Source organism: Desulfuromonas sp. AOP6, assembly GCF_009731355.2.
Lineage (GTDB): Bacteria > Desulfobacterota > Desulfuromonadia > Desulfuromonadales > SZUA-540 > SZUA-540.
In genome coordinates this window covers 1,120,625-1,134,687 of the sequence record NZ_AP022810.1, presented here as the reverse complement: position 1 = coordinate 1,134,687, position 14,063 = coordinate 1,120,625, and the positions used below count along the sequence as shown (strand labels likewise).

At 58.0% G+C, this 14,063-nt stretch carries 21 protein-coding genes; 17 read left to right on the top strand and 4 right to left on the bottom strand.

The window, feature by feature from the left end; all coding sequences use genetic code 11:
• Positions 1 to 105: 105 nt before the first annotated feature.
• On the top strand, positions 106 to 1,905 hold the full coding sequence (locus tag AOP6_RS05415) for a methyl-accepting chemotaxis protein (protein ID WP_155875587.1): 1,800 nt from the start codon (positions 106 to 108) through the stop codon (positions 1,903 to 1,905).
• 69 nt (positions 1,906 to 1,974) lie between these two features.
• Here the strand turns inward: AOP6_RS05415 and AOP6_RS05410 are convergent, their stop codons facing one another.
• The gene (locus tag AOP6_RS05410) at positions 1,975 to 2,661 is read right to left on the bottom strand and encodes a lipid-binding SYLF domain-containing protein (RefSeq protein ID WP_155875586.1); all 687 of its coding nucleotides are present in this window, start codon (positions 2,659 to 2,661) and stop codon (positions 1,975 to 1,977) included.
• Positions 2,662 to 2,844: 183 nt separating this feature from the next.
• Here AOP6_RS05410 and AOP6_RS05405 point away from each other — a divergent pair, with 183 nt between their 5' ends.
• The 15 genes from AOP6_RS05405 to AOP6_RS05335 all read left to right on the top strand — a co-directional run bounded on the left by AOP6_RS05405 (position 2,845) and on the right by AOP6_RS05335 (position 11,558).
• Positions 2,845 to 3,195, top strand: coding sequence for a hypothetical protein (locus AOP6_RS05405; RefSeq protein WP_155875585.1), 351 nt, complete (start codon positions 2,845 to 2,847; stop codon positions 3,193 to 3,195).
• On the top strand, positions 3,192 to 3,605 hold the full coding sequence (gene arfB, locus AOP6_RS05400; RefSeq protein WP_155875584.1) for an alternative ribosome rescue aminoacyl-tRNA hydrolase ArfB: 414 nt from the start codon (positions 3,192 to 3,194) through the stop codon (positions 3,603 to 3,605). Before AOP6_RS05405 ends, arfB begins: the two co-directional genes overlap by 4 nt.
• Before the next feature lie 3 nt (positions 3,606 to 3,608).
• Positions 3,609 to 3,899, top strand: coding sequence for a GIY-YIG nuclease family protein (locus AOP6_RS05395; RefSeq protein WP_155875583.1), 291 nt, complete (start codon positions 3,609 to 3,611; stop codon positions 3,897 to 3,899).
• 22 nt (positions 3,900 to 3,921) lie between these two features.
• Positions 3,922 to 4,287: a translation initiation factor Sui1 gene (locus AOP6_RS05390; RefSeq protein ID WP_155875582.1), complete on the top strand. Its 366-nt coding sequence runs from the start codon at positions 3,922 to 3,924 to the stop codon at positions 4,285 to 4,287.
• A 20-nt stretch (positions 4,288 to 4,307) separates the two neighbouring features.
• A complete protein-coding gene (locus AOP6_RS05385; RefSeq protein ID WP_155875581.1) occupies positions 4,308 to 4,625 on the top strand; it encodes a DUF2007 domain-containing protein in 318 nt (105 codons plus the stop codon).
• 55 nt (positions 4,626 to 4,680) lie between these two features.
• Complete coding sequence (locus AOP6_RS05380; RefSeq protein WP_155875580.1) at positions 4,681 to 4,950, top strand: hypothetical protein; 270 nt, start codon at positions 4,681 to 4,683, stop codon at positions 4,948 to 4,950.
• Positions 4,951 to 5,077: 127 nt separating this feature from the next.
• Entirely contained in the window at positions 5,078 to 5,533 is a 456-nt protein-coding gene (gene mscL / locus AOP6_RS05375) for a large conductance mechanosensitive channel protein MscL (RefSeq protein ID WP_155875579.1), read from the top strand.
• Between the two features lie 63 nt (positions 5,534 to 5,596).
• On the top strand, positions 5,597 to 5,923 hold the full coding sequence (locus AOP6_RS05370) for a YajD family HNH nuclease (RefSeq protein WP_155875578.1): 327 nt from the start codon (positions 5,597 to 5,599) through the stop codon (positions 5,921 to 5,923).
• Positions 5,924 to 5,935: 12 nt separating this feature from the next.
• Positions 5,936 to 7,021, top strand: a complete 1,086-nt coding sequence (locus AOP6_RS05365; protein WP_155875577.1) for a methyltransferase domain-containing protein — start codon at positions 5,936 to 5,938, stop codon at positions 7,019 to 7,021.
• Between the two features lie 23 nt (positions 7,022 to 7,044).
• Positions 7,045 to 7,419 carry an MmcQ/YjbR family DNA-binding protein gene (locus AOP6_RS05360; RefSeq protein ID WP_155875576.1) on the top strand — a complete coding sequence of 125 codons (375 nt, stop codon included), beginning with the start codon at positions 7,045 to 7,047 and terminating at the stop codon, positions 7,417 to 7,419.
• Positions 7,416 to 7,880, top strand: coding sequence for a peptide-methionine (S)-S-oxide reductase MsrA (gene msrA / locus AOP6_RS05355; protein ID WP_155875575.1), 465 nt, complete (start codon positions 7,416 to 7,418; stop codon positions 7,878 to 7,880). Before AOP6_RS05360 ends, msrA begins: the two co-directional genes overlap by 4 nt.
• A 29-nt stretch (positions 7,881 to 7,909) precedes the next feature.
• Positions 7,910 to 8,332, top strand: coding sequence for a cytidine deaminase (locus AOP6_RS05350; protein WP_155875574.1), 423 nt, complete (start codon positions 7,910 to 7,912; stop codon positions 8,330 to 8,332).
• Positions 8,329 to 9,144 (top strand): nucleoside phosphorylase, encoded by an 816-nt coding sequence (locus tag AOP6_RS05345; protein WP_155875573.1) that lies wholly within the window; start codon positions 8,329 to 8,331, stop codon positions 9,142 to 9,144. Before AOP6_RS05350 ends, AOP6_RS05345 begins: the two co-directional genes overlap by 4 nt.
• A 97-nt stretch (positions 9,145 to 9,241) precedes the next feature.
• On the top strand, positions 9,242 to 10,108 hold the full coding sequence (locus AOP6_RS05340; protein ID WP_155875572.1) for an EamA family transporter: 867 nt from the start codon (positions 9,242 to 9,244) through the stop codon (positions 10,106 to 10,108).
• A gap of 163 nt (positions 10,109 to 10,271) precedes the next feature.
• Complete coding sequence (locus AOP6_RS05335) at positions 10,272 to 11,558, top strand: OmpA family protein (protein ID WP_155875571.1); 1,287 nt, start codon at positions 10,272 to 10,274, stop codon at positions 11,556 to 11,558.
• A 142-nt stretch (positions 11,559 to 11,700) separates the two neighbouring features.
• Here AOP6_RS05335 and AOP6_RS05330 read toward each other — a convergent pair whose 3' ends face one another.
• Genes AOP6_RS05330 through crcB form a run of 3 tightly spaced genes read right to left on the bottom strand, consistent with a single transcriptional unit; the run spans position 11,701 to position 12,900 of the window.
• On the bottom strand, positions 11,701 to 12,165 hold the full coding sequence (locus AOP6_RS05330) for a TerB family tellurite resistance protein (RefSeq protein ID WP_155875570.1): 465 nt from the start codon (positions 12,163 to 12,165) through the stop codon (positions 11,701 to 11,703).
• Between the two features lie 4 nt (positions 12,166 to 12,169).
• Positions 12,170 to 12,520 carry a DUF190 domain-containing protein gene (locus AOP6_RS05325; protein WP_155875569.1) on the bottom strand — a complete coding sequence of 117 codons (351 nt, stop codon included), beginning with the start codon at positions 12,518 to 12,520 and terminating at the stop codon, positions 12,170 to 12,172.
• A gap of 8 nt (positions 12,521 to 12,528) precedes the next feature.
• Complete coding sequence (crcB, locus tag AOP6_RS05320; protein ID WP_155877659.1) at positions 12,529 to 12,900, bottom strand: fluoride efflux transporter CrcB; 372 nt, start codon at positions 12,898 to 12,900, stop codon at positions 12,529 to 12,531.
• A gap of 224 nt (positions 12,901 to 13,124) precedes the next feature.
• Between crcB and rpoH the strand changes: the two genes are divergently transcribed.
• The gene (gene rpoH, locus AOP6_RS05315; RefSeq protein WP_155875568.1) at positions 13,125 to 13,970 is read left to right on the top strand and encodes an RNA polymerase sigma factor RpoH; all 846 of its coding nucleotides are present in this window, start codon (positions 13,125 to 13,127) and stop codon (positions 13,968 to 13,970) included.
• Positions 13,971 to 14,063 lie beyond the last annotated feature (93 nt).

The window sequence follows — 14,063 nt, the reverse complement described above, 5'->3', positions numbered from 1 at the left end:
AACAAAAATGAACTTTTGTTGGTGTTTATCGGCGTCATCAAAAAATAAAAACTGTTTTATTGTGACCTGATCTGACAATAAAACCTTCAGGAAAACGAGGATACCATGGACGTTTTCAAAAACATCTACGTCGTTCTGGAAAAGGCCCTTTTCAACACGCTGACCAAAAAACTGGTGGGCAACATGCTCATACTCTTTGTCGCGCCGCTCCTGATTTTCCTGGTGGCCCATCAAAGCCAGCAGAATGTCCTCCAGGTGCTCACCGCCCAAGGGGTCGGTACCGAAACAATCGGGGCTGTCTCGGCGATTGCGCAGGAAACTCACCGCACCGTGATCGTCATCCTGATGATTTCCTTCGCCATTGGCCTGGGCATCATCTTCTTCCTGCGTTTCATGCTGGTGCGTCCCATCCGGCAGGTCAGCGCCATTTTCCATGAAATCGGCAGCGGCGAGGGAGACCTGTCCCGCGACATTCCTCTGACGACCCACGACGAACTGCGCGACCTGTCCATCAATTACAACCTGTTCATGGCCAAGCTCCGGGAAATTGTCGATTCGGTGCGCAAATCTGGAGTAAATATCGCGGTCGCTTCTGCCTCACTGGGCAAAAAAGTGCAGACCTCCGCCGCCAGCACCGAGACGCAGGGGGAGCTGGCCAGCGCCATTTTCACCAGCAGCAACCAGGCGACCATCGCCATCACCGACATCACCGAAAGCACCACCATGATCTCGGCCTCCACTTCCGGACATGTGGAAAACGCCCGAGCCTCCTACAAGGAACTGGTGGACGTGAGTGCCGACATCGGCACCATCGACCAGAAGCTGGCCGGCTTCAACCACACGGTCGGGGAGCTCAGTGAAAAATCCCGCGGCATCCGCGAAATCGTCCAGCTGATTCAGACGATTTCCCGCCAGACCGGCCTGCTGGCCCTTAACGCCGCTGTCGAAGCCGCCCGAGCCGGGCAGGCCGGCAAAGGATTTGCCGTCGTCGCCGAAGAGGTCAAGGATCTGGCTTCGCGGGTGCGCATCGCCACCGACCGCATTTCAGACAACATCAACGACATGCTGAACAGTGTGGAGACAACCCAGGGAGAAACCCAGGAAATCAGTGCGTCCATGCACCGCACACGGGAGGCGGTGGAGCGTTCCTGTCAGCAGTACCAGACCATGGTCAACGACTTCGAGCAGGTCAACAGCCAGCTGCAGCGCATCAGCGCATCCGTTGAGCAGCTTAGCGCCACCAACAGCCTCATTCACGAGAACGTGACGGACATCAACGACCTCAGCCAGCAGGTGACCGGCAGCATGAAGGAGTCGGAGACCGCCGCCACCGGCTTGTCCCAGGCCACGGAACTCATGCAGGAGCGGGTGTCGCGCTTCAAAGTGGGACAAGGCAATTTTGAGCGCACCCTGCTGGAGGCCCGTCGCTTCCGCGACCGCATGCAGGAAGCCATCCATGCTATCCAGCGAGAAGGACGCAATGTCTTTGATCGCAACTACGTGCCTATCGTCGGCACCAATCCGCAGAAATTCAAAACCAACTACGATGCTCTCTTCGAAAAGAAGCTGCAGCCCCTTTACGACGAGCTCACCCGGGTGCTGGGCGGCAGCATTTATGCCCTGTGCGTCGATACCAACGGCTATGCTCCGACCCACACCAGCAATTACTCACGCCCCCTGACCGGCGACTATGAGCGTGACCTGGTCAACAGCCGGGACAAACGCCTTTTCAATGACAGCACGGGCATTCGCTGCGCCCACAATGAAATGCCCTTTCTGCTGCAGACCTATTCGCGGGACACGGGGCAGGTCATCAGCGACCTTTCTCTGCCGATTTATATCGATGGCAAGCACTGGGGCGGCATGCGCATCGGTCTCGACCCGGCCGTCCTACTGCAGGACTGAGCCGAAGCAAACAAAAGGCCCGGAAGCGCATGTTCCCGGGCCTTTTAACTTCTGAAATGCTGGCATCATCTAGTGGGCATGGCGAGCCACGATCTCCCGCAAACGGGTGGCCGCCGCGGGTGCCTTCAGGCGCTTCTCGAGAATGTCCCGGGGCAGGATGTTCTTCTGCTCGTAAAAAGCGGCATTCGACTCGCCATCTATCGTAATGGCCGAGCCTTCCAGGGAAACACCGGCGAAGAGCCCGCGACTGCGTGAATAGGAATAGATTTCCGCCTTGAGTTCAAGATCGGTGGCACCTGCCAGGTGCCGACCTACCGGACCTGCCGCCACGGAAGCGTCAGCCCCCAGGGTAAATTGGCTTTTAAGCATGTCATCAATGCTGCTGCGGTTTTTGAATACCAGGATAACGTCCGTCGACTGGGCGCCGATCTGCCAGCCGAAACTGCCGCCGGCCAGCGAGATGAAGCAGGGGTTGCTCCAGGCGCCATCCTCCTGCCGGACCAGTACGACCCCTTTGCCGTAGCGACCGCCGAAGACAAACCCCACCTTGATGACCGCCGGAATGATGGCGATGCCGTGACTATTTTCGAGCAGTTGGGGCGGGATGGCCTGCTCGGGTATAGCCATGATCTGCCGCATAATCTCGGCCGCCTGTTCCACTTTCCGGGTCTGTTCCTCTGCGGCTATCGCCGAAGAGACCGACAGGAAACCACAACACAGTGCCACCAGCATCCACACCACGCGCCGCATTTTCATCCTTTTCCTCCTTTTGGTAAAATCATCCCCTGACGTTCATCTAAACAGCCCTGGCGGCGAAGTCAAATTCTCTGTCCGCATGGAACCTTCTGTCGACTGCCCGCTACGGTGCAACCAATAAGCGCTGGGCATGCACTCTTCCCTATGGTATTTTTTGACAATCACCCTTCAGGAGCGAAAACCATGAGCGATCCGACAACCGATCTTTCGTATACTCAGGCCATGAAGCGGCTACGCCATCGCCGCTGGTTTCTCTGGGGGATAATCCTGATCTATGTGCCGGTCATCTGGCTTTCCCTCAGGGTCACCGGCTCCGACCGCGCCACCGCCATCGTCTTTGCCGTGTGGCTCCTGCTGGTGTGCGTGGCTGTCGTCAGGGCCGCCTTCGCTCTTTGCCCTCGCTGTGGCAACACGTTTCACATGAATGGCTTCGTTCCCCTGTACCTGCGTCAGTGCGTCCACTGCCAGCTGCATATCACCGAAGACTCTTTGCCCGCAGAAGAGGCCGACACTGAAGAAGAAACTTCCCCATGATCCGCATATCCAGCCAGGTATTTTTATCCGAACAGGAAGTGGAGTTCAAAGCCGTCCGCGCTCAGGGGGCCGGGGGCCAGAACGTCAACAAGGTGTCGACGGCCATCACCCTCTTCTTCGACATCCGCAAATCCTCCCTCCCTGAATTTTACAAGGAAAGGCTGCTGGCTCTGTCGGACAGCCGCATTACCAAGGAGGGGGTCATCGTCCTCAAAGCCCAGCAGCACCGCAGCCAAGAGATGAACCGGGAAGACGCCCTGACCAGGCTGGCAGCTCTCATCCGCAGCGCCGGTGTCGTGGCCAAAAACCGCAAGGCCACCAGGCCGACCAAGAGTTCCAAAACCAAGCGACTGGACACCAAAACCAAACGGGGTCAGATTAAATCGCTGCGCGGCAAGGTGACAGATTAGCCCATGCCGGACTGGTCGGTTTACATGCTGCGCAATGAGCGCAATGCCCTTTACACCGGGGCCAGCAGCGATGTACACAGACGCTTGCAACAGCACCGGAACAAGCTGGGCAAAGCCGCCCGCTTCACGCGGGCCTGCCAGACGCTGGAACTGGTCTATCACTGCGAAGTCGGTTCCAGAAGCCTGGCCCTGCAGGTTGAGGCAAAGATTAAAAAACTGACCAAGACGGAGAAGGAAAGACTGGTAACCGCCGCCCCGGACCCGGCGCAACTGCTGGAAAGACTGGGGCTTTAGTTCACACACAAGAGAGAAAACCATGTCCAGGCACCATGAGAAAACCGGCGGCCTTGTTTATTCCAGCGAGTTCGGCCGTATGTGTCCCGCCTGCGGCCAGCCCGCCGGCAAATGCACCTGCAGCCAGTCCCAGCCCGCGCCCCCGACGGACGGTGTGGTGCGCCTCCGCCGCGAAACCAAGGGACGAGGCGGCAAGGCCATGACGGTGATCACCGGGGTGCCCCTCGCCCCTGCCGAGCTCAAGGAGCTCGGCCAGCAACTGAAGAAAAAATGCGCCACCGGCGGCACCGTCAAAGACGGCGTCATCGAAATTCAGGGGGATCACCTTGATCTGCTGCTGGCCGAACTGAAAAATCGCGGCTGGACCGTCAAGAGATCCGGCGGCTGACTTTTTCGCAGGAGATACGCATGAAAAGACTCAAGACCTTCAGCTTTGCCGAAGGGCCCCAGGCGGGTATGATCAAGGGCCTGCTCGAAGCCAACGGCATCGCCTGTTTCATCAAAAACGAGCGGCTCTTCACCGCCATGGGAGAAGTTCCCTTTGTCGAATGCTTCCCCGAGTTGTGGATTTTCGATAACGACCAGGTAGAGCGGGCGGCGGCGCTGCTGGCTGGCGTGACCGCCGCCGATGCCGCTATTTCCGAATCCTGGACCTGCCCGGACTGCGGTGAAGTTCTCGAAGGACATTTCGGCCAGTGCTGGAACTGCGGCCGGGCAAGGTCCTGAGCCCGTCCCTGCCGCCGCACCACCAAACCGTCCTTCTTTTCTATCGGAGTACCCATTGACCCGCTTCTACTTTGCGCTTTTTCTCGCCGCCGCCCTGGCCAACTTCGGCTGCACCATCCTCATTCTGCGTGAACTCACCCGCGCCGAGATCGTCATCAGTTATTTCGATCTGAGAACGCAGATCCTCAAACATCTCAAGACCTACAAGAAATTGACCCTGGAACGCCTGGGCCGGGTGGGCACCGCCTATTACGGCTACATTTTAACGCTTGGCTTTTTGATAATTTTTGGCATTCTTTCCTTGAGCTCTGCCCTCTCTCCTTGAGTTTAGGAAAAGCAGAGCCCGCGCGGTCTCTTTTCGATCCATTCGAGCGGCCGCAGCCACGATGCGCCGGACAGGCCGGGCAAAGGACTGCCGAACCGTCTCCTTAACTATCCTGTTGGAGGGAATCATGTTTAAAGAGTTCAAGGAATTTGCCATGCGGGGCAATGTCGTGGACATGGCGGTCGGCATTATCATCGGTGGGGCTTTCGGCACCATCGTCAAGAGCCTGGTCGCCGATGTTCTCATGCCCCCCCTCGGCCTGCTGATGGGCGGTGTCGACTTCTCCAACCTTTTCATCGTGCTGAAGCAGGGGGCCACCCCCGGCCCTTATGCCGCCCTGGCCGAAGCGCAGGCCGCTGGCGCCGTTTCGATCAACTACGGCGTCTTTATCAATACGGTCATCAGCTTCATCATCGTCGCCTTCGCCATTTTCCTGCTCATCCGCGGCATCAACCGTCTGCGTCGTGAAGAGGAAACCCCGGCGGCGGCACCGACCACCAAAGACTGCCCTTTCTGCCTGAGCAGCATCCCCATCAAGGCGAGCCGCTGCCCCAACTGCACTTCGGACCTGACCAAGGCCTAACCTGCGGCTTCCCCGCCTGCCATCACCGGCAGGCGGGGCATGGCCCGCCCTGAAGGAGTCTGCATGGCCCGTTCGTTTCGTCCCCACGGCAAAAAACCCGCCCCGGTCAAAACCCAGGCAGAAATTGACGAGATGGTGCGCCGCCTCAAGGCGGCACAGGCCGAGGCAAGTAACTACCGTGAACGCTCCCTGAAGCAGCACGGCTGGATCTGCGCCAAATGCGGCCGCGAGTTCGACCTGTCGACGCTGCATCTGCTGACGGTGCACCACAAGGACGGCAATCACAACAACAATCCCGCCGACGGCAGCAACTGGGAAAATCTCTGCATCTATTGCCACGATGACGAGCACAGCCGCTCGCTCCTTGGCGACTATCTGCAGGGACGCTGAGAGGTCCCTGCCATGGATCCATCGAAACAGGAAGCCTTTGGCCGCCGAATGGCCGATATTCTCAACGGAGGCGCCCTCAATCTGGCCATGGCCATCGGCTACCGCACCGGTCTGTTTGAAGCCATGGCGACCTTCACCACGGCCCAACCGATTGAAGCGATCGCCGAACAGGCCGGTCTTCATCCGCGTTACGTGCGGGAATGGCTGGGGATCATGGTCACGGCCGACATCGTGGAACTGGAGTGCCAGCCGGCAGGCAACGGCTATCGCCTTCCACCCGAGCACGCGGCTTTTCTTACCCGTGCAGGCGGCAACACCAACCTGGCCGTCTACACCCAGGAGATCCCCCTGCTTACCGTCAGCGCCCTGGAACAGGTTATCGAGGCCTTCCCTCGCGGTACGGGGGTTCCCTATCATAACTATCCCCGCTTTCAGGCTTTCATGACCGAACTGGCCAGCGCCAAGCATAGGCAGGTTCTGCTGGAGATCTTTCTGCCGTCGGTAGATGAAGGTCGGCTACTCGACCGGCTGCAGCAAGGCATCCGGGTCTGCGATTTCGGCTGTGGCGAGGGAACGGCCCTGCTGTTGATGGCGCAGGCTTACCCCCAAAGCCAGTTTACCGCTATTGATATTGACGAACAGGCCGTGGCCGCAGGCAAGACGGAAGCCCAGAGGCTTGGACTCGACAACGCTGAATTTCTCTGCCTGGACGCGGCCACCCTGCATCAGGAACCGGCCTGGCGCGAGGCCTTCGATTACATCCTGGCCTTTGACGCCATTCACGATCAGCGCGCCCCCCTGCAGGCCCTGCAAAGCGTCCATCACCTGCTGGCAGCCGACGGACTTTTCAGCATGATCGACATCGCCGCCCACACGGATCACCAGGACAACCGCTCGCATCCCCTCGGTCCCTTTCTCTACACCGTCAGCCTCATGCACTGCCTGCCCGTCGGCCTTCATGACGGCGGCGCCGGTCTGGGGATGATGTGGGGGGAAGAGTTGGCCGTTGAGTTGCTGCAAGAGGCGGGGTTCGAAGAGATTACCGTGGAAGCGATCCCCCAGGATCCTTTCAACCTTCACTTCTGCTGCCGTAAATAGATGAAACCGGGAGCCCTTGCGCCGTGAACCTTGAGATTCTGCGCCAGCATCTGCTGAATAAAAAAGGAGCCGTCGAGGATTTCCCCTTCGGCCCGGAGACGCTGGTCTGCAAGGTCGGCGGCAAAATGTTTGCCCTGGTCGCCTTGCATGAATCGCCGCCCTGGCTGAATCTCAAGTGTGACCCGGACAAGGCCGAGGCGCAGAGGATTTTCTACACGGCGGTGCGTCCCGGCTACCACATGAACAAACGTCACTGGAACACTCTCGTCCTCGATGGCACCATTCCGGACGAGGAGGTCCGGGCCATGGTGGACGAGTCTTACGCCCTGGTCTTACAGAACCTGAGCAAAGCGGCCCGTGAGGCAGCGGGACTGGCCGCGGAAAAGGAATCGACATGAACGAGCGTACAGAAAAAGCAACCTTTGGCGCCGGATGCTTTTGGGGCATCGAGGCGGCTTTCAACCGGGTCAAGGGGGTGGTTGCCACCACCGTCGGCTACATGGGTGGACATAAAGCCAACCCGAGTTACGAAGAGGTCTGCACTGGAAAAACCGGCCATGCGGAAGTTGTGGAAGTCATCTTCAACCCCGCTGTGATTTCCTATCGGGAGCTGCTGGAGGTCTTCTGGCAGATCCATGATCCGACCACCCTGAACCGGCAGGGACCTGACATCGGCCCCCAATACCGTTCGGTCATCTTCTATCACAACCCCACCCAGCAGGAAGAGGCCCAGGCCTCTCTGCAGGCGCAGCAGCAATCTGCGTCTCTGCGCCGCAGGCCCATCGTGACCGCTATTGAACCTGCGGCCCCCTTTTACCGGGCGGAAGAGTATCATCAGCAGTATCTGGCCAAGCGCTGAAGCGCCGGGAAGGAAGCGGGAATTTTTGCATGAATATTTCCACCGACCAAAAAAGACGACTGGAAGAGGCTGCCCGCCTGGCCCACCGCCACAGTTACAGCCCCTATAGCCGTTTTCCCGTGGGGGCGGCGGTGCTCACTACCAGTGGTGCCATTTTTTCTGGTTGCAACGTCGAGAACGCCTCCCTCGGCCTGACCCAGTGCGCCGAGCGAAACGCGGTGGCCCAGGCCATCAGCCAGGGGGAGCGGCGCATCCTCGCCATCGCCGTCTACACCCCCACGGCACGCCCCACCCCACCCTGCGGCGCCTGTCGTCAGGTGCTGGCGGAATTCTCTTGTGATGCCATCGTGTTATGCGTCTGTGACGGGGATGATCGCCTCGAAACAACTCTGCACGACCTGCTGCCCGACGCCTTCGCCGCAAACCATACCGCGGATGGTGAAGAATCATGAGTGCAACGGATATCAAATACCATCTCGGCTTCGGTCAAGCCGACCTTGGCGATGACCCGCCAAGGCTGGCCGTGCTCTGCGGCGACCCGGAACGGACCCGGGCCATCGCCTTTGAAACGACAGACGTGCACTGCGAGCGGGAACTCTCGACCCGCCGGGGACTGAACAGCTACCTGCTCACCCTGGCCAACGGCAAGCGCCTGATCGCAGCCACCAGCGGCATGGGGGCGCCATCGCTGAGCATCGTGGTGAACGAACTGGTCGACCTGGGGATCCGTCAGGTTATCCGCGTCGGCACCAGCGGTTCTATTCAGGAAGATGTCAAGGTCGGCAGCCTGGTCATCTCGCGGGCAGCCCTGTGTCGGCAGGGCGCCGCCAACGATATCGCTCCCCTGGAGTATCCGGCCGCCGCCAATCCCTTTCTCACCCTGGCACTGGTGGAGGCCGCCGAGCAACTGGCCCTCCCCTGGCACCTCGGCGTTACCGCCAGCGTCGATACCTTTTACGAGGGGCAGGAGCGCACCGTCTCCTCGGCCAACAAGCATCTGCTGCGCCACCTGCAGGGCATTACGGCTGAATACCGCCACCTCAACATTCTCAACTACGAGATGGAAGCAGGCACCCTCTTCAAGATGGCGGGGGTCTACGGCTTCGCTGCCGCCTGCATCTGCGGGGTGCTCGCTGACCGCACCAGCAGCGAAGCGGTGATGGAGGCGCAGAAACAGGCTGCCGTCGCCGGTGCCATCCGTGTTGCTCTGCAGGCCGCCGCCTCGCTGGATTCCCGCTATCTGCAGCCGGCTTATCTGCGCTGAAGTGGCCTTTGCCCCAAACCGGCCCGATTGAATCCGTAACCTTTCCGTGCTATAAGACCCCGTCGCTCTTATCCCAAATACGGACTGCATAAATCCAATGATTTACCTTTTGCTCGTCTCCTTCATATGGGCCTTTTCTTTCGGCCTCATCAAAGGAAACCTGACCGGGCTCGACTCCAATTTCGTGTCTTTTGCCCGCATGGCCCTTTCCCTGGCGGTGTTTGTTCCATTTTTTCGCCGTACCGGCCTGCGCTCCGCTCTCGTCTTCCAGTTCATCGCCATTGGTGCCGTCCAGTACGGACTGATGTACCTGGCCTATATTTACTCTTTTCAATTTCTGCAGGCCTACCAGGTGGCCCTGTTTACCATCTTTACGCCCCTGTATGTCACCTTGATCCACGACCTGCTCAGCCGCCGTCTGCACGGTTTTTTTCTGCTGACCGCCACCTTGGCCATCGTCGGCACAGGCATCATCGTCTACCGGGAACTCGACCAGAGCGATTTGCGGCTGGGTTTCTTCCTCCTCCAGTTCTCCAATATCTGCTTTGCCTTCGGCCAGATCTATTACCGACGCCTGCTGCAGAAGAATCCCCGCCTCAAAGATCATCAGATCTTCGGCCTGCTCTATCTCGGCGCCACCCTGGTCACCCTGCTGGCAGCCGGATATTCTACGAACTGGAGTATGCCCACCCTTTCCGGCACCCACATTTTGACCCTTCTTTACCTGGGCATTCTCGCCTCGGGCCTCTGCTTTTTCCTCTGGAACTATGGCGCCAAACAGGTCGACGCCGGTGCACTGGCTATCCTGAACAACCTCAAGGTTCCCCTGGCCGTCGCCTGCTCCGCGCTCTTCTTCCACGAAACAATCGACCTCCAACGCCTGCTTCTGGGGGGCGTTCTCATTTTTGGCGCCCTTTTCCTCAATGAATCCCTGGCCAAAAAAATCTATGGGGAGAACACCTAGAAAAAGCAGGATTCTCATCCCCCCCAAAAAAAGCCTTTGCGATCATCCTTCTTTCCTGTCCGCGAAACTTGTGAAGCCGGTACGGAGTGCTATGCTTGGACATATTCAGGCTGGCAAACCGCCGACCGGACATCTTCTCAACATTCTTCCATGGAGGTACAAAATGAAAAATTGGCTTTGGGGGGCCCTGACGATTACAGCCCTGTTCCTGCTGACGACAGGATCAGCAGTGGCAGAAAACAAGGCAAAAGCGCTGACCTTGTCACCCATGGTCGGCGGCTACATGTTTGAAGGAAATCAAGACCTCGACGACTCCCTGACTTACGGCTTGGGAATCGGCTACAACATGACCAAAAACTGGGGCATCGAGCTGATGGTCAACTACATTGACGCGGAAACGGATGAGGGCCCCGCCATCGATGTGGACGGTTACCTGTCACGCCTGGACGGACTCTACCATTTCATGCCGGACAGCAGCCTGGTTCCTTATCTGGCCGCCGGCATGGGCGTCATCACCCTGGACCCCTCGCCGGGTCCTGGCGTGGATGACTTCGCCCTCAACTATGGCGTTGGCCTCAAATGGTTCCTCTCGGAAGCCGTGGCTCTTCGCGGAGACGTCCGTCACGTCTTCGCCCCGGAAGAACCTAACAGCAATTTGATCTACACGGCCGGCCTGCTCTTCCAGTTTGGCGGGGAAAAGGACGCTGCCCCGGCCCCGGTGGTGGTGCTCGTCCCTAAAGACAGCGACGGAGATGGTGTGGTCGATGCCAATGACCGCTGCCCCAACACCCCCCCCAATGTCATCGTGGATGCCTTAGGTTGTCCGAAGGACTCGGATGGTGATGGCGTTGTCGATTATCTCGACAAATGCCCCAACACGCCGGCCAATGTCAGAGTCAACGCACAGGGTTGCCCTGAAGATGCCGACCAGGACGGCGTGCCTGACTATCTGGATCAATGCCCATCTACGCCCAAGGGCGCTCCCGTTGATGCCAAGGGCTGCCCGAAGGACAGTGATGGCGATGGCGTTTTCGACTATCTTGACCAGTGCCCCGATACCGGCAAGGGCATCATGGTGGACGAACGAGGCTGCGAACTGACCTTTACGCTACAGATCGAGTTCGATGTGAATCAGTCTGATATTCGTCCCGAATACCACGGCAAGCTGGCCGAGGCCGCGGCATTCATCGAAAGATATCCGGCACCCCAGTTCCTGGTAGTCGGTCATACGGACAGCACTGGCGCCGCCGAGTACAACAAACAGCTCTCCCAGAGGAGGGCCGAAAGCGTGCGCCAATATCTGGCCGACAATTTCGATATCGATGCCAACAAACTGATCGCCCGCGGTCTTGGCGAAGAGCAGCCGGTAGCGGATAACGCCACCGCCGTGGGACGCCAGCAGAATCGTCGCGTTGACATCACCTGCTGCGCCGTAGTGCCGCCGGAGTAGAAAAGAAAGTCTCCTGCACAACAAGGGGTCCGGGAAACTCTCCGGGCCCCTCGTTTATGTTAGGGGGGGGATGGGACAGCTGGAAAAAACAGTTTGGCAGGAAAGCCTTGACTGTCGTGGCTTAAGCAGACGCCATGACACTTCAGCTGCTGGATGAGCGGACGGCCTCAAGGACCTTGAGTTTGGCGGCGATCATCTCTTTGGGGGAAAGACGCAGCAGGGTGGTCAACTGGCGCATGAGAGCATCTTCGAAACGGTCGAGGACGCCGTCGGCATAGACGATACGCCAGAGAACCTCAACGATCTCCAGCTTCTCCTCACGACTGAAATGTTCGTTAAGCTGACGCGCGAACTGAAAAAGATCCAGACTATCTTCCCGGGCCTCATGAGAAAGAGCGAGCAGATCTGCTGTTGCTTCCTGCGACAGCGAAAACTTCTGCTGTACGAGATCCTTCACCAGCATCTCTTCGATCTCATGAAAATCGCTGTCCGCATGGGCGAGCTCCAGCAGCAAAGCGCAGGTGGCAACCTGAATGCGCTCGGCACCCTGAAGTGACGACTTTTCTGTCTCAGTTCCTCCTAAAAAGCCCAGTATCCGATTCAGCATCCTATCAATCCTTTTCAGTCAGACTCTCGCAATAACGAATGACACGCGCCCGCTCGAGGGTGATCATCCCTCCCTTGATCATGGTGTCCAGCTGGGGGAGAACCCGGTCGATTTTCTCTTGGGAGTCCACCACTTCGATCACCACCGGCAGGTCGGCAGACAGACGCAGAATTTTGTCGGTGTGGGTAATGCTGTTGGCGCCAAACCCCATGATGCCCTTGAGAACGGTGGCACCGGCAAACCCTTCCTCCCGCAATAACTCCACCAGGGCCTCGTAAAGCGGACGACGTTTCCAGCGGTCACTCTCGCCGATGAATATCCGCATGAGCATCTGCTCTCCATCGAGTCGCGCCATATATCCCCCTATAACTGACGAGCCAGAAAAAAGCCGAAAGCGGCAAAGACGAGACAGACGACTACATTAAGCAGAATATTGGCGCCAGCCTGCAGGAAGCTCCCCTCTTCAAGAAGACGGAGAGTTTCATAGGAAAAGGTGGAGAAAGTGGTAAAGCCCCCCATAAACCCCACGGCAATGCCCATCCGCAGTTCGGGCGACAACAGGGTACTGCGCAGACTCCCTTCCATGATCAATCCCAGCAGGAAGGAGCCGATCACATTAACAGCCAGGGTCCCGTAGGGAAGTCCTCGCCCAAAAAGCTGATAGGTCAGGCCGGAAACGAAATAGCGGGCCAGACACCCCAGCCCCCCTAAAATACCAATATAAAGAACCTGCATGCTTCCTGCACTCATAGCGTCCCTCACAATACCGTGAGTGGGCATTATCGGTTTCGGGCAGAGCCCTGTCAACCGACAATTGCCTCACCGGAAGGACTGTGTTCTTGCACACGAAGCTGTGCCAGGATGGCGCTTGCATCAAAGCATTCACTTTGATATATATTTAGCACTCAACACACAAGAGTGCCAAAGCATTGCACAAACAGCATTTCCCAGGAGGCCCCATGAGCGTCATGAATCTGCCCTTACTGACGGATTCCTTTGATCACTACATGGCACAAATCAATACTTTTGAAATTCTGGATCGCGAACAGGAAGTCGAGCTGGCCTGCCGCTACCGCCGTGAGGATGACCTGGACGCCGCGCATAAGCTTATTTGTGCCAATCTGCGTTTTGTTGTCAAAATAGCCAATGAGTACCGCGGCTATGGCCTCAAGATGGCGGACCTGGTGCAGGAAGGCAACATCGGTCTGATGATGGCTGTCAGGAAATTCGAGCCTGAACGGGGTCTTCGCCTCATCACCTATGCCGTCTGGTGGATTCGCGCCTACATCCACAACTACATTATCAAGAGCTGGTCCCTGGTTAAAATCGGCACCACACAGGCTCAGAAAAAACTTTTTTTCAAACTCAACCAGACCCGTGCGACCCTGCACAAACTGGCCGGGCGGGAGAAAACCCGGGAAATCGCCCGGGAGTTGGATGTTCGTGATGCCGACGTGGAAGAGATGGCCTTGCGAATGTCCGCTCGAGATGCCTCACTCGATCTGGAGCTGGTCGAGGGGGATGATTACACCCTCATGGACAGACTGGCGGACGAGCGGGCAACCCAGGAGGAACTTCTCCTGCAAAAAGAGGAGCAGACGCAACTCTCCAGCCAGATGCGGCGGGCACTCTCCGCTCTTAACGAACGGGAAAAACGGATAATCGAAGCACGCATTCTGACCGAAACTCCGAAAACCCTGCAGGACCTGGCAGACGAGTACGGCATCAGTCGTGAGAGGGTGCGGCAACTGGAAAAAAGCGCGCTTAACAAGATCAAGCCACTGCTGACATCGGCAGGAGAATAGAGACACCGACCATGATGATTGACAAATAGCGAGGCATCCCTTAACGTGTGGATCTTTCGAAACGGACAATCAAGGCGTCACCCATCAAGGATA